Raw genomic sequence first — 17,075 nt, 5'->3', positions numbered from 1 at the left:
TAAAAAAGCTGTTACTTTGTAACATGTGAATGCGACGATTGACTGATTTTACGGGCCTTAATCATGGAAAAGACCTCTCTTTACGCCAGGAACCGGCGTGCTTCCCGCTTTACTTTCTTACTGCTGAGCAGCTTTTTGGTATTGCCGATGGCGGCTTCGGCCCATCCACACAGTTTTATTGATATGCAAACCACGCTGGTCACCCGGCAACAGCAGCTGACCGGCCTGAAAATGGTCTGGACCATGGATGAGATCACCTCGGCGGACCTGCTGTATGACGCGCAAAAAGCCAAAACGGATTCGGATATCTGGAAGAAACTGGCGGCCGAAGTCATGGCCCGGGTTCTGAGCCAGCACTACTTCACCGATTTTTATCGCGATGGTAAACCGGTCAGATATCTGGATTTACCGAGTGAATATAAGCTGTCGCGCAAAGGCGATCAGGCGGTGCTGGAATTTGTGATGCCGCTGGCCATACCGCAGCCGCTAAGTGGAAAAGCGATGATTTTCTCTACGTTCGATCCGAGTTACTTCGTGGATATGACCTACAAAGACCAGAGTGCGTTACATCTGCCGCCTGAGCTGGCGAAATCGTGCAGTATCGCGCTTTTTACCCCGAAGCCTGATGCTTCGCTGCAAAGCTACGCGTTGTCTTTGGATAAGGCCGACGCGCCGCCGGAAGACATGGACTTAGGCCAGCAGTTTGCACAAAAGGTGACGTTACAATGTCAGTGAAGTTGAGTGAAAGCCCACGTCACTGGGCTTGGGATTTGTGGCCGCTGGTGGTTTTTTTGCTGCTGCTGGCCGCTGGTGGCGCATTGTTCTGGCAGTACTGGCCACGAATTTTGCTCAACAGCATTGTCTGGCAGAGGGAGCTGCATCAGGAACTGGCCGGGTTGTTGCAGCAGGTGAAAGCCCATCCGCAAAAAGCCGGGCTGACGCTGATGAGCTTCAGTCTGATTTACGGCATCGTCCACGCCATCGGGCCAGGGCATGGCAAAATTGTCATCACCACCTATCTGGCGACGCATCCTTCACGGCTGAAAAATAGTCTAAAACTGACATTTGCCTCGGCGGTGGTGCAGGGAGTGGTGGCGGTGTTACTGGTGACAGTGATGCTGGGAGTGCTTCAGCTTTCGTCGCGTCAACTGCATCAAAGCAGTTTCTGGCTGGAGCGGGGCAGTTTCATTCTGGTGATGCTGCTTGGCGTTTTGCTCTGCTGGCGGGCCATACGGCGTTGCTACCACACGCTAAAAAATCTCCCAGTCAGGTCAGGACTGTCGGTTCAGCGCCTGCGTCCGCTGGATGACAGTCATGTTCACAGCGATCACTGCGGTTGCGGGCATCAGCATTTGCCGACTGACCAGCAGTTGGAGGCGGGCAGCGACTGGCGCACGCAGGCGACCATTGTGCTGGCGATGGGGCTGCGGCCCTGTTCCGGCGCGATCATGGTGTTGCTGTTTTCCAAGGTGATTGACGTCTATTTTTGGGGGGTGATGTCAGCGCTGGTGATGGCGCTCGGCACCTCCATTACCGTATCGCTGATTGGTCTGCTGGTGTTTTACAGCCGGGCGATGGCGGTGAGACTCAGTGCGAAACGCACGCCTGCCGCATGGCAAACCGTGGCGTGGTCGGCTCTGGCACTGGCGGGTGGGGTGATTTTGCTGCTGACCGGTGTACTGCTTTACAGTACCAGCGCCGGGTCGGCTGGAGGAGGAATAGGTCCTTTTGGCCGCGGGTAAGTTGCACCCGGTGGACGCATTTCAGGCATAAAAAAACGGACGCTTTTGGCGTCCGTTTTTATTACTGAGTGGCAGGAAGCGAAATTAACGCTTCAGGGCTTCGCTCAGTTCATCACGCATGGTGTTAAGAATACCTTTCACGACGCGTGGATTACCGGCAACCACGTTACCAGAAGAGTAATGGTTGTGACCGCCAACAAAATCAGTCACTACGCCGCCAGATTCACGAACCAGCAGTTCGCCACCGGCGAAGTCCCACGGTTTCAGGCCGATTTCGAAGAAACCGTCAACGCGGCCTGCGGCTACGTAAGCCAGATCCAGCGCAGCAGAACCGGTACGGCGGAAGTCAGCGCATTCACCGAACAGTTTGCCGAGGATATTCATGTAGCTGTTAGCGTGTTGCTTCACTTTGAACGGGAAGCCGGTCGCCAGAATGGTGCCATCGAGATCTTTAGCGTTGGTACCGCGCAGACGGTAACCGTTGAGCTGTGCGCCCTGACCGCGGCTGGCGGTGAAGAGTTCGTTACGCATTGGATCGTAAACTACCGCAACTTCAGTGCGGCCTTTGATGCGCACGGCGATAGAAACAGCAAAGTGTGGGAGACGTTTAACGAAGTTGGTGGTGCCATCCAGTGGGTCGATAATCCATTGTACGTCTTTGTCTTCGCCCGCCAGCTCGCCACATTCTTCACTGATAATGGTGTGCTTAGGATATGACTTGCGAATAACGTCAATAATCATGTGTTCTGCATCGCGGTCTACGTTGGTAACAAAATCATTGGTACCTTTTTGTGTAGCTTCAACAGAATCAGGCGTTTCGTAATGTTTGGCAATCAGGTTACCGGCCTTGCGCGCAGCGCGCACGGCGATGGTGAGCATCGGATGCATGGATATCTTCCAACTAGGATGTTAAAGAACGGGAATACGGGAAACGGCGCGCAGTATAGCAGGGGTTCGTGAAATTGACTACCGTTGTGTTAAACTGTTGTGATTTCCCGCTACGCTCAGAGTCTGTATGCTGCACAATATCCGTATCGTTTTGGTTGAAACATCCCACACGGGCAATATGGGTTCCACCGCCCGCGCCATGAAAACCATGGGTTTATCGAACCTGTATCTGGTTAACCCGTTGGTTAAACCGGACTCTCAGGCCATCTCTTTATCCGCCGGTGCCAGTGATGTTATCGGTAATGCAAAAATTGTTGATACGCTTGACGAAGCGCTGGCTGGTTGCAGCCTGGTTGTCGGCACCAGCGCCCGTTCGCGCACCTTGCCGTGGCCGATGCTTGAGCCACGCGAGTGCGGCGAGATGAGCGCAAAAACGGCTGAAACCGCACCGGTCGCGCTGGTATTTGGCCGCGAACGCGTCGGGCTGACCAACGAAGAGCTGCAAAAATGTAACTACCATGTCTGCATTCCGGCTAACCCGGAGTACAGCTCGCTGAATCTGGCGATGGCCGTACAGATCATCGCCTATGAAGTGCGTGTTGCGCATCTGGCGTTGCTGGAAGCCGCGAAGCCGCAGATTCAGTATGAAGAAACGCCTTATCCATTGGTGGATGATCTTGAACGTTTCTATCAGCATCTTGAGCAAACCCTGCTGCAAACCGGCTTTATTCGTCCGGCACATCCGGGCCAGGTGATGAGCAAACTGCGCCGTCTGTTCACCCGGGCGCGCCCTGAATCTCAGGAGTTAAATATCCTGCGCGGCATTTTGACTTCCATCGATAAAGGCCCTAAATAATACTTGAGTAAATTACTAGGTTAAATAGTTGACTGTTTTACTCGGGAATGGCAGACTCGTTTGCATGTTCTACCCCATCGTATTCATCAACAGGTAACCATGCTATGAGACTGACATCCAAGGGTCGTTATGCCGTAACCGCTATGCTTGACGTGGCACTGCATTCACAGGAAGGTCCGGTACCTTTAGCCGATATCTCTGAACGCCAAGGCATCTCTCTTTCCTACCTTGAGCAGCTGTTCTCGCGTTTGCGTAAAAACGGTCTGGTCGCCAGCGTACGTGGTCCGGGTGGTGGTTATCTGTTGGGTAAAGACGCCGGTGAGATTGCTGTTGGTGCCGTGATCACCGCCGTTGATGAATCTGTCGATGCCACCCGCTGTCAGGGTAAAGAAGGCTGCCAGAATGGCGAACGTTGCCTGACTCACACCCTGTGGCGTGACCTGAGTGAACGCATCAGTGGCTTCCTCAACAACATTACGTTGGGTGAACTGGTGAATAACCAGGAGATTCTGGAAGTGGCCGACCGTCAGAACGGTGAACCGCGCCGCCAGACCAGCAGCCGCATTCTTGAAACGATCAACGTTAACCTGAGAGCCTGAGTGTCTTAACACTGACGGTTTTTAGCGTAACGAAGAAGGCTGCCATGGGCAGCCTTTTTTTTCATTTCAGCAACGGCACTATTTCCCTTTTAAGAATCGGTGAAGCCGTTTTAAACTACCCCCCGATTTTCACTCTTTTGTTCGCCCCAACGCGCAGTACGGAGCACGCCTGCCATGAAACTACCTATCTATCTGGATTATTCTGCCACCACTCCTGCCGATCCGCGGGTTGCGCAGGTGATGATGCAGTGTCTCACTTTCGACGGTACGTTTGGTAACCCGGCCTCCCGTTCACACCGTTTTGGCTGGCAGGCGGAGGAGGCGGTTGACGTCGCCCGCAACCAGATTGCTGAACTGATCAATGCCGATCCACGCGAAGTCGTGTTTACCTCCGGCGCAACCGAATCAGATAATTTGGCGATTAAAGGTGCCGCGCACGCCTACCGCAGCAAGGGCAAGCACATCATTACCAGCCAGACAGAACATAAAGCGGTGCTCGACACCTGTCTTCAGCTGGAGAAAGAAGGGTTCGACGTGACTTATTTGGCGCCAAACCCTGACGGATTTATCCCGCCTGCCGCCATTGAAGCCGCGTTGCGAGATGACACCATTCTGGTTTCCATCATGCATGTGAATAATGAGATCGGTGTGATCCAGGATATTGCCGCCATCGGCGCACTGTGCCGCAGTCGTGACATTATTTTTCACGTCGATGCGACCCAAAGCGTGGGTAAAGTGCCGATAGATCTTAACGAACTGCCGGTGGACCTGATGTCTTTTTCTGCCCATAAAATCTATGGCCCGAAAGGGATCGGCGGTTTGTATGTGCGTCGTAAGCCAAAAGTGCGTATTGAGGCGCAGATCCACGGCGGCGGTCATGAGCGCGGGATGCGTTCAGGTACACTGCCGGTGCATCAGATTGTCGGCATGGGGGAAGCTTTCCGTATCGCCAAAGAAGAAATGGCCGAAGAGGCACAACGTCTGCATACATTGCGTGACCGTTTGTGGCAAGGTATCGGGCAGCTGAAAGATGTGCATCTCAACGGTGCGCCAAAACATGCGGCCCCCAATATTCTTAACGTCAGTTTTGCTGACGTTGAAGGGGAGTCGCTGATTATGGCGCTCAAAGATTTGGCCGTCTCTTCCGGCTCGGCCTGTACTTCCGCCAGCCTCGAACCCTCATATGTTCTGCGGGCGTTAGGGCTGAGTGAAGAGCTGGCCCACAGTTCTCTCCGTTTCTCGCTCGGACGTTTCACAACCGCAGAAGAGATCGACTATGCTGTTGAACTGATTGTTAAATCGGTCAGCCGGTTACGAGAATTACCGCCCGTTTTTTCTTCTTAACAAAGATGCAGCTTGAAGTAAGACGGGTAGAACGTCAGGGCGTAAAGCCTGCCATTGAAGACAGAACTTTCATTGAGAATAAAAACAAGCAGGAGTGCAGTTATGAGTTCCGAAGTCACCACCAATGAAGTCATGCCCATTTTCATCTCTTCTCAGCCTGCCGACGCGCGCTGGGGCGAAAAAGCAACGTTAAGCACCAATGCAGAAGGCATGACTATCCACCTGATCGCAGGCGATGCGCTGACGGCAATTGCCCGTGCGGCACGCCGTATCGACGGTCAGGGTGTGAAAAACGTAAAACTGGCCGGCGATGGCTGGGATCTGGAAAACAGCTGGGCATTCTGGCAGGGCTTCCGCGGGCCAAAAGGCAGCCGCAACGTTGAGTGGGCTGAACTGTCAGCCGAAGATACTCAAACCCTGCAACAGCGTCTGAAAATCATCGACTGGGTGCGTGACACCATCAACCTTCCTGCCGAAGAGTTAGGGCCGGAGCAGCTGGCTACCCGCGCTGTAGATCTGATGTGCGAATTTGGCAATGGTCACGTGAACTATCGCATCACCAAAGGCGATGACCTGCGTCAGCAAAATTATGCCGGTCTGCATATCGTGGGCCGTGGTTCTGACCGTTCACCGGTGCTGCTGGCACTGGACTATAACCCAAGCGGCAACGCTGATGAGCCGGTTTACGCCTGCCTGGTGGGTAAAGGCATCACCTTTGATACCGGTGGCTACAGTCTGAAACCGAGTGCGGGTATGGATTCCATGAAAGCCGACATGGGCGGCGCAGCCACCCTGACCGGTGCGCTGGCATTGGCAGCGGCCAACGGCCTGACCAAACGTGTGAAACTCTACCTGTGCTGCGCGGACAACATGGTCAGCGGCAATGCACTGAAACTGGGTGACATCATTCGCTACCGTAACGGTAAAAGCGTCGAAGTGATGAACACTGACGCCGAAGGCCGTCTGGTTCTGGCTGATGGCCTGATTGACGCCTCTGAGCAAAACCCGGAATTGCTGATCGACGCAGCAACCCTGACCGGCGCGGCCAAAACCGCACTGGGCAATGAATACCACGCACTGTTCAGCTTTGATGATGAACTGGCGGCTGAGTTGCAAAACAGCGCTAAAGCCGAGCACGAACCGTTCTGGCGCCTGCCGCTGGAAGAGTTCCACCGTGCGCATCTGCCGTCCAATTTTGCGGACCTGAACAACATTGCTGGCCCGGCGCACACTGCGGGCGCAAGTACGGCGGCGGCGTTCCTGTCTCACTTCGTTAAGAACTATAAAAAGGGTTGGTTGCACATCGACTGCTCTGCGACCTACCGTAAAAGCCCTGCTGATCAGTGGTCTGCCGGTGCAACCGGTTTGGGCGTTCGTACCGTCGCTAACCTGTTGCTGGCGAAAGCCAAATAAATCTCTTTGTATGACAGAAAGACCACAACGGGGCACTGAAAAGTGCCCCGTTTTATCGGAGTGAAAGAACATGAGTGTCCCGCATGATCACCTGCCAGCGGCAGCCGCGGCTAACAATGAAAATGAACTTGAGCGCTTGCTGCGTCTGTCGGTGAAGGAAGCCGCGTACCGCCCGGCGTTCTATCAGGCTTTGCTAGAAGCGACGGTGTACGTGCTGGGTGATGCCGGTCAGGAAGAAGAGGGCGCTGGTGAGGTGGCGATCACAGCAGGCAGTGAACTGAATTTGCTGCATTGGGAAAAGCAGGACGGTACGTCGATTATCCCTCTGTTCTCGTCGCTGGAAGTGCTGGAGCGCGCCAGTGCCGGAGAAAGCCCGCAGGAGCAGGCTTTTGTGGCGCTTCCTGCCAGGGTTTTGTTTGAAATGACCCAGGGTGAGGAGCTGTTCCTCAATCCTAAATCCGAATATGGCAAAGAGTTCACGCCGAGCGAAATAACCCTGCTGCTCAACACAGGCGGGTTGAGTGCGCCTGCGGAACTGGTGCTGGATAAAGAGAGTCAGCTGATGATCGGCCAGCCGCCTGAGTATCCTTCAGCGATGATCGATGCCCTGACCACGCTGTTTAGCCAGAAGAAACCGGTGCGCCGGGCGTTTCTGGCATTGATCCACGATAAAGCGGCCGATGAGTTACCCAACCTGCTGGTCGGCGTAGAAGCCGACGGGACCGACGCCGAAGTGGACGCGCTGATCCGCGAGGCAGGCAATGTCGCCAGCGAAACCTCACCGGACGATCAGCCGGTCGATTTCTGCATCGTCTCCGAGAAAGAGCGCGGCATCAGCCATTACCTGATAAGCCACACCCAGCCGTTCTATCAGCGCAAGTGGGGAAGCTGGCTGCGTAATATTATTCCTTCATCCGGCAAAGCCTGAGCCTGTTGTGCCATCGCCTGACGTTGGGGCGATGGCCGCCAGAAGTAAGAGGTCGATAAGCAGGATCAGGTTGGATTCAAATGAGGTGATCTCTCCCGCATCCACGGCGTCGTTATCGGCGTCGTCAAATAACTGGAAGTTCAGATCGCTCAGCGGCCCCAGCGCATTCACTGACGCACGGGTAAACGAAACCACTCTCATCCCAATGCTGCGGGCTATTTTAGCTTTATCGAGGACTTGCGCGGTTTCGCCACTGCGCGAAATGGCGATAAACACCCGGTATTTCTGCGCATTGTTCAAAAATATCCCCCGGCTGTCCCCCACTCCAGACGACAAGGCCGTCTTACCGAGCAATTGTAATTTCTTGGCTAAATACCCGGCAAACAGATGAGAAAACCCGGTGCCGTACAGAAAAAAGCTCTCTTCCTGCTTCAGTAACCGAGCGAAAGCCTGCATTTTATTTGCGGTAACAAATTCGAAGCTGCGCTGATAATTGGCGACAAAACCATGGAAAGCCGCAGGAACCGCCGCATTAGGTGGCGAAGGTAGCTGCGTATGCAGCGTCGGGTTTTCGTTGAGCAGGTGGCGGATGTGAAAAAGCAGCTCGCTGAAACCACTGTATCCCAGCTTCTGGCATAGCCGCATCACGGTTGCGCTTGAGACAAATGTTGCTTGCGCAAGTTTGCGGACCGTCAGTTTATCTAACGCCTGATGGGCGGTTTTTTCCGCGCTGGAGTATTCGGTGATGTGCGATAAAACGCGGTATTCCGCACGGGTCAGGTTCTCGGCACGTTGGAGCAGTGAAGCAAGGCGGTTGTCCACAAACGGGCCCTCAGCAGGAAAGATGGGGCTATCCTAAAGCGGGCCCGAAGGGGTTTCAATAAACACTTTCATTGACTTACGTAAAGTGGAATACGCCGCGCAACTTACTGTGCAACGCCGTCAACAAACGCTTTTTTCAGTTTTGGCCAATACTCGCTATTGGCCTCAATCATGTCGTCCAAAATGGCTTTAGCGTGTTGCATGGTGGGCACGGTGCGGTTGAGCGTGAATGCTTGCAGCGCTTTTTCATAACTGCCTTCTAGGGTGGCTTCGACCAGCAGTTGTTCGCAGGCAAGCTGTTGTTCAATCAGGCCTTTATAGAACAGTGGGATTTTGCCAACCGTAATGGCTTCCGGCCCTTGCGACGTGATGTAAGCCGGGACTTCAACCATGGCGTCGTAAGGCAGATTGGCAATAGCGCCGCGGTTTTCAACCATCACCAGATGGCGCTGACGCAGGTCGAAGGCCAGCGAACGGGCCACGTCCACAATGAAGGCACCGTGCACGCCGACGTGGAAGGCGTCAGAGAGGATCCCGGTCTTTTTATATTCGGCGGCCGCCGCGAAGAGTTTTTTCTCCCGGCCATTCATCACTTCGTTGGCCCGCGTGTAGTCGGGATCCTGATGCTCAACAATCTGATTAGGCATCAGGTAATATTGCATATACGGATTCGGTAAATAGTCCGGGAAGTGTTCCATTAATGGCTGAATGTTACGCCAGGTTTTTACCCAGGAAGGGTCTGCATGTTGCGGGTCGGTTGCGGCCGCATCTTCCGTCAGCAGGCCAAATTTCGCCACATGTTTGCGCAGCTCAGGCATTCGGTCAACGCCGTCCACATAGGCATGGGTAAACCAGCCAAAATGATTGAGCCCAAAGTAGTTTACGGTAACCGCATCGCGATCGACGCCGAGAATCGCGGCGATATTGCGCATGGCGGCCACTGGCATGTCGCAAATATTCAGTACACGGGCGTCAGGGCGCAGACGGCGCACGCCTTCGGCCACAATGGCCGCAGGGTTGGAGTAATTGACAATCCAGGCCTTTTTATCCGCGTAACGTTCGACCAGATCGATCAGTTCTACCATAGGTAAAATGGTGCGCAAACCGTAAGCCAATCCCCCGGGGCCACAGGTTTCCTGGCCGACAACGCCGTGGCGTAAGGGGATCTTTTCATCCTGTTCACGCATTTTGTACTGGCCGACCCGCATCTGAGCAAAGACAAAGTGCGCGCCGCTGAATGCCACTTCCGGTTCGCTGGTGACGGTGAATTTGATGCTGTCACTGTGATCACGTATGACTTTTTCGACCACCGGTGCAATCACGTTTTGGCGTTCGCTGTCGATGTCATATAAACGAATTTCAGACAGGGGGAATTCAGCCAGTTTTACCATCAGGCTTTTGACGATACCGGGCGTGTAAGTACTGCCGCCACCGGCAATGGCCAGAATGAAAGGGCCTTGAGTTTGAACGTTGTTTTTCATAGGGTCAGTCATATCTGTTCCTCGTTTAGAATTTTTACAGTGCATTTTCTACGGCTTCGCGCATTTTTTTTACGTGCAGTCCGTAGACCACCTGAACATTATTTCCCTGCCGGATAACCCCTTTAGCACCGGTGTTCTTAAGCAGTTGCTCGTCAATGTTTTGGGTGTCGTATACCGTCACCCGTAGGCGGGTGTAACAGTTATCCACCACCTCTATATTCTGCTTCCCCCCAAGTCCGGCAATGATGCGTAACCCAAGATCCAGTGCCTCGCCGGCGACCTGCATGGCAGGTTTGGTATGAGAAGCGTGTTGCTGGTAATCCGCTTTAGAATAAAGACGGGTGTCGCTGTCATCCTCTTCGCGCCCCGGCGTTTTCATATCGAAATGCAGGATCATAAAGCGGAAGATAACGAAGTAGAGTACGGACATGATGAGCCCGACCAGGATGTACATCGGCCAGTTAGATTTCTCAGTCCCGAGTGGCAGGTTATAGAGCACAAAATCAATCAGGCCGTTGGCACCGATGGCGTGCACGCCGAGTAGGTAGAACAGCATCATGCCGACGCCCGTCAGCACAGAGTGTGTAACGAACAGCATAGGGGCGACGAACAGGAAGGAGAACTCCAGCGGCTCGGTCACGCCCAGTAAAAAGGAGGTCAGTGCGGCAGGGATCAGAATGGCTTTGGCCGCCGTCTTGCGCTCAGGTTTCGCGGTGACAATCATCGCAAGTGCGGCTGCCGTCAGGCCAAACATCTTGCTGATGCCGCGCGCGTCCCATACGACAGTAGCGCTCAACTGTTTCACCGCAGGGCAGGCCATTTCGGCGAAATAGATATTGCGCGCTCCCTGATACAGCGAACCACAGACTTCGCGGGAGCCGCCGAGCTCGGTATACAGGAAGGGGGTATAAATCAGATGGTGAAGCCCGGTCGGGATTAAAATCCGCTCAAGAAAACCGTAAATCAGCACGCCAACCGGACCTGCGCCGCGGATACCGTACGCCATTGCGCTGATACCGTGCTGAACAAACGGCCAGATTTCACTCATGACGAAACCGAATAAAATCGCCAGAGGAATACCGAGGATTGCGACGAAGCAGTGGCCAGAATAGATCGCCATGACGCCGTTAAACTGTTTGCCGGAATAGCGGTTATAAAGATAACCGGAGATTGCTCCCGTCAGAATGCCCGCGAACACGCCCATTTCCAGAACCTGAACACCAAGCACCAGATTCTGCCCCGACGCCCGCATCACATCCGCCGCCACCAGCTTGCCCTGCATCTGCAAGGTAATGTTCATGGCATTGATAAAAATGATAAAAATTACCAGACCGATCAGCGCGGCATAACCTTTGTCCCGCTTAGCAAGCCCGACCGGAATGCCCACGGCAAAAAGCAGCGCCAGATTGGCCAGAATAGCGACGGATGATTTCGCTACCAGTTGCCCCAAAGCCTGCACTGCAGGGTGGGCGAGGAAGGGCAGGTACTCCGTCAGATTCCCGTTACCAAACAGATTTCCCAGTGCGATAAACAGCCCGACGATCGGCAGGATTAATACGGGGCCGTAAAGTGACTTGCCAAAGTCTTGCAGCAGATTGACCGCTTTGTTCATAACATGCCCTCAAGGGTTATTTTTTGTGATTTAGATTGGGGACGTGATGTTGGCAACAGATGCATCGCCACAGGTACGGCATCAAAGCTAGCAGGATGGGAAACAGTAAACGAGTTATCTGATTGTTTTAAAAACAAATAACTGCAAAGGTTACATGTAACCTTTGACACTGTGACCGACTTAACATTTCGTCAGGACAAGGGGACGAAGAGATAAGGGCATGACGCGGAGTGTGAAGTTTTTAAGCGGTTCATTAAAAGCGCGGCGACTTTCGTGAAGGATGTGGCATAAGGACACATTTATTTAACGAAATGTTGTGATTCAGGTAGGCAATCTTAACTTCGCCCCCTATAATCTGCGCCATTTTACGGCAGGTATAACATTAAATTAACCGGCCCTACCTAGAAGAGTCAGCCAGAGGTTTTACATGACTATCCAACGTACTTTTTCCATCATCAAGCCAAACTCCGTAGCTAACAACGACATCGGCGCAATCTACGCGCGTTTCGAACGTGCTGGTTTCACCATCATCGCGTCTAAAATGCTGAAGCTGACTAAAGAGCAGGCTGAAGGTTTCTACGCTGAGCACAAAGGCCGTCCCTTCTTCGACGGTCTGGTTGAATTCATGACCTCTGGCCCGATCGTGGTTCAGGTTCTGGAAGGCGAAAATGCCGTTCAGCGTAACCGCGACATCATGGGCGCAACTAACCCGGACAACGCACTGGCCGGTACCCTGCGTGCTGACTTCGCTGACAGCTTCACTGCTAACGCCGTTCACGGTTCTGATGCGGTTGAATCAGCACAACGCGAAATCGCTTATTTCTTCACCGAAAGCGAAATCTGCCCGCGCTAAGATTTTTTGGCCGGGATTTTTGGAAGCATTCACCCACAGATACAATAAATATGTGGGTCTGGCCTTTCAAACATAGAAACCCTGCCCTAGAATTTGTACAATGTTGCGCCCCGAATGAGCCAGCCTCTTTGGGGCGTAAGTTTTTTTACGTGCACTAGTTAAAGTTAAAGCTATTGTTAAAAATGTATTGCAGGCTGCTTTTCATCAGCTCTGCACTTCCCTGATGCCATAACGTGTAACAACGAGGCCAATTCGTATTATGTTTGAATCAAACACGCCCGAGCAAGACTTGTCTGAACTGACTGCAGAACCCATTTCCCAAGCCGCTGATGCAGTGAAAACTGTTGAGCCTGCGGTTGCCAAAGTTAACCTTCTTGATCTTAACCGCAAACAGATGCGTGAGTTCTTTATCAACATGGGCGAGAAACCGTTCCGTGCTGATCAGGTCATGAAGTGGATGTACCATTATTGCAGCGATGATTTCGAGCAGATGACCGATATCAATCGGCCGCTGCGTGAAAAACTGGCCCGCGTTGCCGAAATTCGTGCGCCGGAAGTGGCTCTGGAACAGCGCTCCAGCGATGGCACCATTAAATGGGCTATCAAAGTGGGCGACCAGCAGGTCGAAACCGTGTATATCCCGGACGGCGACCGCGCCACGCTTTGCGTTTCCTCACAGGTCGGTTGTGCGCTGGAGTGCACCTTCTGCTCTACCGCTCAGCAAGGCTTCAACCGTAACCTGCGCGTGTCCGAGATCATCGGTCAGGTGTGGCGTGCGGCGAAAATTATTGGCGCGGCCAAAGTGACCGGTACGCGTCCTATCACCAACGTGGTGATGATGGGCATGGGCGAACCTCTGCTCAACCTGAACAACGTGGTTCCGGCCATGGAAATCATGCTTGATGATTTCGGTTTTGGTCTGTCCAAGCGCCGCGTAACGCTTTCTACATCCGGTGTAGTGCCTGCGTTGGATAAGTTGGGTGACATGATTGACGTGGCGCTGGCCATCTCCCTGCATGCGCCGAACGACACCATTCGTGACGAAATTGTCCCGATCAACCGCAAATACAACATCGATACTTTCCTGGCAGCCGTCGAGCGTTACATCAGTAAATCCAACGCCAATCAGGGCCGCGTGACAATCGAATACGTGATGCTGGACCATATCAATGATGGTACCGAGCATGCGCACGAGTTAGCTGAGCGCCTGAAAAATACGCCGTGTAAAATCAACTTGATCCCATGGAACCCGTTCCCCGGCGCGCCGTATGGCCGCAGCTCGAACAGCCGGATCGACCGTTTTTCCAAGGTATTAATGGATTATGGTTTTACCGTGATTGTGCGTAAAACCCGTGGTGATGATATTGATGCCGCCTGCGGTCAGCTGGCGGGCGAAGTTATCGACCGAACCAAGCGCGTTTTAAAGAAAAAGATGGCCGGTGAATCTATCGCCATCAAGGCAGTCTGAACGCAGTAATGTGCTGTTATGCCTTATGCTGCGTTTAACAGGGTGTAAGGCAAAAAGTTATGTTTTTTCTGAAGTCGGGCCGGTGACAGAATAAAGGGATTTACGCATGACGATGAAACGCAGATGGAGACGGGCGGTTGCGCTAAGCTTTACAGTTTGCCTGTTAGCAGGCTGTTCAGGTTCGAAACATGAGACTGAGCAGGCAACGGCGACCGGTGCTTCACAAACCCGTCTTGAGCTGGGTATGGCTTATTTGTCTCAGGGCAATATGGACGCTGCTAAGCAGAATTTACAGAAGGCCGCGGAGGGTGCACCGGATGATTACCGCACCCAGTTAGGCATGGCGCTTTACGAGCAAAAAATCGGCGATAACGCCGCCGCCCAAAGCCGTTATCAGCAGGCTTTGAAGCTGGCTCCGCAAAATGGAACCGTGCTGAATAATTACGGTGCGTTTTTGTGTAGTTTAGGGCAGTATGTACCGGCACAACAGCAGTTTAGCGCGGCTGTCAATGTCCCTGATTACGGTCAGGTGGCTGACAGTCTTGAAAACGCAGGCTACTGTTTTCTGAAGGCCAATCAGAATGAGGAAGCACGCGTGTTACTAAGTCGGGCATTAAAAATTGATCCTGATAAAGGCGCACCTTTGCTTGCTGAGGCAACCAGACAATTTGGTGAAGGGAAACGCGCGCAGGCGCAACTACTGTTAGATGTTTACCAACATGTTCTGCCAGCCAGTGCTGAAAGCCTCATGTTACAGATTCGATTCGCTGCGTCAGCAAGCAACCCGGTTAGCGTTCAGCGCTACGGTAAGCAACTGGCGCGAAGTTTTCCACAATCTCAACAGTACCAGCAGTTCTTAGCTAATGAATACTGAAGCCTCCCAAGAAAATAAAGCCACAATGACGACAGGCGCACGCCTGAGTCAAGCTCGTGAACAGCTGGGACTTACTCATCAGGCCGTTGCAGAACGCCTGTGTCTGAAAGTCTCGACTATTCGCCAAATTGAAGAAGAGACCACGCCGGCCGATCTCGCGCCGACGTTTTTGCGTGGTTACATCCGTTCTTACGCTAAATTAGTTCATGTTCCTGAAGACGAACTTTCAAGCATGATTGGCAAGCAAGCGCCAATAAAAGTGCCGAAAGTAGCCTCCATGCAAGGTTTCTCACTCGGCAAATCACGTAAGAAACGTGATGGCTGGCTGATGGGCTTTACCTGGTTGGTGGTGTTCGTGGTGATCGGTCTGACCGGTGCATGGTGGTGGCAAAACCATCAGGCACAGCAGCAAGAGATCTCCACGATGGCCGAACAGTCATCGGCACAGTTAAATCAGGATAACGGTCAGGGGCAGTCAATTGCCCTGAACAACGGTGACAACCCGAACTCGGCACCAACAGAAGGCGACCCTACTCAGGGGACGCCACCTGCTGATGACGTGAGCGGGGCGGTTCCGGCCCAGCCTACAAATTCAGTACCTGTAAATACCTCTGCGACGACGAATGCGCCGGCACCACCTGCCCAGCAAGCGCCTGTCGCGGTCTCTACCAGCCAACCTGCGGCTGAGAACGGTTTGCCAACAGCCAATGCGCAAACCGCTGCTGCGGGTGCTGACGCAAATGCCGTTGCGCTGACGTTCAAGTCAGATTGCTGGCTGCAGATTGACGATGCTTCTGGCAAAACCTTGTTCAGCGGCATGAAGAAGGGCGGTGAGTCCTTAAGCGTGAAAGGGACTGCCCCTTATAAACTGAAGATTGGTGCACCGGGTGCTGTAGAAATCCAGTTCCAGGGTAAGCCAGTTGATTTGAGCCGTTTTGTTAAATCAAGCCGTGTTGCGCGATTTACTCTGGCTGCCGAATAAGTCGGCGGCCCGTAAGTTTTTGCAACAAGGGAGAGTAAGTCATGCATAACCAAGCACCCATCATCCGTCGAAAATCAACCCGGATTTACGTCGGCAAGGTGCCAATCGGTGATGGTGCGCCGATTGCCGTGCAATCCATGACCAACACCCGTACGACTGATGTCGCTGCCACTGTAGCGCAAATTAAAGCGCTGGAACGTGTGGGTGTGGACATTGTGCGCGTGTCGGTTCCTACCATGGATGCCGCTGAAGCCTTCAAGCTCATTAAGCAGCAGGTCAATGTCCCGCTGGTCGCTGATATCCACTTTGACTACCGTATTGCGCTGCAGGTTGCGGAATATGGCGTGGACTGTCTGCGTATTAACCCAGGTAACATCGGTAATGAGTCCCGCATCCGCTCTGTGGTTGACTGCGCTCGCGACAAAAATATTCCCATCCGTATTGGCGTGAACGGCGGCTCGCTGGAGAAAGATATCCAGGAGAAGTACGGCGAACCTACGCCGGAAGCCCTGCTCGAATCTGCCATGCGTCACGTTGATATTCTCGACCGCCTCAACTTTGACCAGTTTAAAGTCAGCGTCAAAGCCTCGGATGTTTTCCTGGCGGTTGAGTCATATCGCCTGCTGGCTTCACGCATTGATCAGCCGCTGCATTTAGGGATCACCGAAGCCGGGGGTATGCGCAGTGGTTCTGTGAAATCAGCGATTGGCCTTGGCTTGCTATTGTCAGAAGGCATCGGTGATACGCTACGTATCTCACTGGCGGCCGATCCGGTTGAAGAAGTCAAAGTAGGTTTCGATATTTTAAAATCCCTGCGTATTCGCGCCCGTGGTATTAACTTCATTGCCTGCCCGACCTGTTCGCGTCAGGAGTTTGACGTTATCGGCACGGTCAATGCGTTGGAACAACGCCTTGAGGATCTGATCACGCCAATGGATATCTCCATTATCGGTTGTGTGGTCAATGGTCCAGGTGAAGCGCTGGTGTCCACTATCGGTGTGACCGGTGGGCATAACAAGAGCGGTTTTTACGAAGACGGCGTGCGTCAGAGAGAGCGCTTTGATAACGAAAAAATGATCGACCAGCTTGAGGCGAAGATCCGCGCCAAAGCGGCCATCATGGATGAGAGTAATCGTATCGTTATCAATCATCTTGAAAAGTAACATCGGTTGCGGGCGCGTTTAAGCCCCTGCATTATATTGAACCCGACAGT

At 53.1% G+C, this 17,075-nt stretch carries 16 protein-coding genes; 12 read left to right on the top strand and 4 right to left on the bottom strand.

What is annotated here, in order from left to right; genetic code table 11:
- Positions 1-63: 63 nt before the first annotated feature.
- Both ACZRKO_RS11480 and ACZRKO_RS11475 read left to right on the top strand, forming a co-directional pair.
- On the top strand, positions 64-735 hold the full coding sequence (locus ACZRKO_RS11480) for a DUF1007 family protein (protein ID WP_463737295.1): 672 nt from the start codon (positions 64-66) through the stop codon (positions 733-735).
- A complete protein-coding gene (locus tag ACZRKO_RS11475) occupies positions 726-1,742 on the top strand; it encodes a nickel/cobalt transporter (protein WP_463737294.1) in 1,017 nt (338 codons plus the stop codon). The genes ACZRKO_RS11480 and ACZRKO_RS11475 overlap by 10 nt, the downstream gene beginning before the upstream one ends.
- Positions 1,743-1,826: 84 nt before the next feature.
- On the opposite strand, the gene suhB is transcribed toward ACZRKO_RS11475, so the two are convergent.
- Positions 1,827-2,630: an inositol-1-monophosphatase gene (suhB, locus tag ACZRKO_RS11470; protein WP_463737293.1), complete on the bottom strand. Its 804-nt coding sequence runs from the start codon at positions 2,628-2,630 to the stop codon at positions 1,827-1,829.
- 127 nt (positions 2,631-2,757) lie between these two features.
- Here suhB and trmJ point away from each other — a divergent pair, with 127 nt between their 5' ends.
- From trmJ to sseB, 5 genes are all read left to right on the top strand, one after another.
- Entirely contained in the window at positions 2,758-3,486 is a 729-nt protein-coding gene (gene trmJ / locus ACZRKO_RS11465) for a tRNA (cytosine(32)/uridine(32)-2'-O)-methyltransferase TrmJ (RefSeq protein WP_463737292.1), read from the top strand.
- 104 nt (positions 3,487-3,590) lie between these two features.
- Positions 3,591-4,085 (top strand): Fe-S cluster assembly transcriptional regulator IscR, encoded by a 495-nt coding sequence (gene iscR / locus ACZRKO_RS11460; protein ID WP_140470973.1) that lies wholly within the window; start codon positions 3,591-3,593, stop codon positions 4,083-4,085.
- 174 nt (positions 4,086-4,259) lie between these two features.
- Complete coding sequence (locus ACZRKO_RS11455; protein ID WP_463737291.1) at positions 4,260-5,429, top strand: IscS subfamily cysteine desulfurase; 1,170 nt, start codon at positions 4,260-4,262, stop codon at positions 5,427-5,429.
- A 102-nt stretch (positions 5,430-5,531) separates the two neighbouring features.
- The gene (gene pepB / locus ACZRKO_RS11450) at positions 5,532-6,842 is read left to right on the top strand and encodes an aminopeptidase PepB (protein WP_463737290.1); all 1,311 of its coding nucleotides are present in this window, start codon (positions 5,532-5,534) and stop codon (positions 6,840-6,842) included.
- Between the two features lie 70 nt (positions 6,843-6,912).
- The gene (sseB, locus tag ACZRKO_RS11445) at positions 6,913-7,770 is read left to right on the top strand and encodes an enhanced serine sensitivity protein SseB (RefSeq protein ID WP_463737289.1); all 858 of its coding nucleotides are present in this window, start codon (positions 6,913-6,915) and stop codon (positions 7,768-7,770) included.
- Here the strand turns inward: sseB and ACZRKO_RS11440 are convergent.
- From ACZRKO_RS11440 to ACZRKO_RS11430, 3 genes are all read right to left on the bottom strand, one after another.
- Positions 7,753-8,592: a MurR/RpiR family transcriptional regulator gene (locus ACZRKO_RS11440; RefSeq protein ID WP_463737288.1), complete on the bottom strand. Its 840-nt coding sequence runs from the start codon at positions 8,590-8,592 to the stop codon at positions 7,753-7,755. The two genes, sseB and ACZRKO_RS11440, sit on opposite strands and share 18 nt — an antisense overlap.
- Before the next feature lie 104 nt (positions 8,593-8,696).
- A complete protein-coding gene (locus ACZRKO_RS11435) occupies positions 8,697-10,085 on the bottom strand; it encodes a 6-phospho-alpha-glucosidase (RefSeq protein ID WP_463737287.1) in 1,389 nt (462 codons plus the stop codon).
- Positions 10,086-10,107: 22 nt separating this feature from the next.
- Positions 10,108-11,685 (bottom strand): PTS transporter subunit EIIC, encoded by a 1,578-nt coding sequence (locus tag ACZRKO_RS11430; protein ID WP_463737286.1) that lies wholly within the window; start codon positions 11,683-11,685, stop codon positions 10,108-10,110.
- 427 nt (positions 11,686-12,112) lie between these two features.
- Between ACZRKO_RS11430 and ndk the strand changes: the two genes are divergently transcribed.
- From ndk to ispG, 5 genes are all read left to right on the top strand, one after another.
- A complete protein-coding gene (gene ndk / locus ACZRKO_RS11425; protein WP_463737285.1) occupies positions 12,113-12,538 on the top strand; it encodes a nucleoside-diphosphate kinase in 426 nt (141 codons plus the stop codon).
- A 259-nt stretch (positions 12,539-12,797) separates the two neighbouring features.
- Complete coding sequence (gene rlmN, locus ACZRKO_RS11420; RefSeq protein ID WP_463737284.1) at positions 12,798-14,006, top strand: dual-specificity RNA methyltransferase RlmN; 1,209 nt, start codon at positions 12,798-12,800, stop codon at positions 14,004-14,006.
- A 112-nt stretch (positions 14,007-14,118) separates the two neighbouring features.
- The gene (gene pilW, locus ACZRKO_RS11415; protein WP_463737539.1) at positions 14,119-14,880 is read left to right on the top strand and encodes a type IV pilus biogenesis/stability protein PilW; all 762 of its coding nucleotides are present in this window, start codon (positions 14,119-14,121) and stop codon (positions 14,878-14,880) included.
- A complete protein-coding gene (gene rodZ, locus ACZRKO_RS11410) occupies positions 14,870-15,862 on the top strand; it encodes a cytoskeleton protein RodZ (protein ID WP_463737283.1) in 993 nt (330 codons plus the stop codon). Before pilW ends, rodZ begins: the two co-directional genes overlap by 11 nt.
- A 41-nt stretch (positions 15,863-15,903) precedes the next feature.
- Positions 15,904-17,025 (top strand): flavodoxin-dependent (E)-4-hydroxy-3-methylbut-2-enyl-diphosphate synthase, encoded by a 1,122-nt coding sequence (gene ispG / locus ACZRKO_RS11405; RefSeq protein WP_463737282.1) that lies wholly within the window; start codon positions 15,904-15,906, stop codon positions 17,023-17,025.
- The last annotated feature ends 50 nt before the right edge of the window (positions 17,026-17,075 follow it).

It is taken from the genome of Ewingella sp. C233 (assembly GCF_055407225.1).
This window is presented reverse-complemented; position numbering and strand designations above follow the sequence as displayed.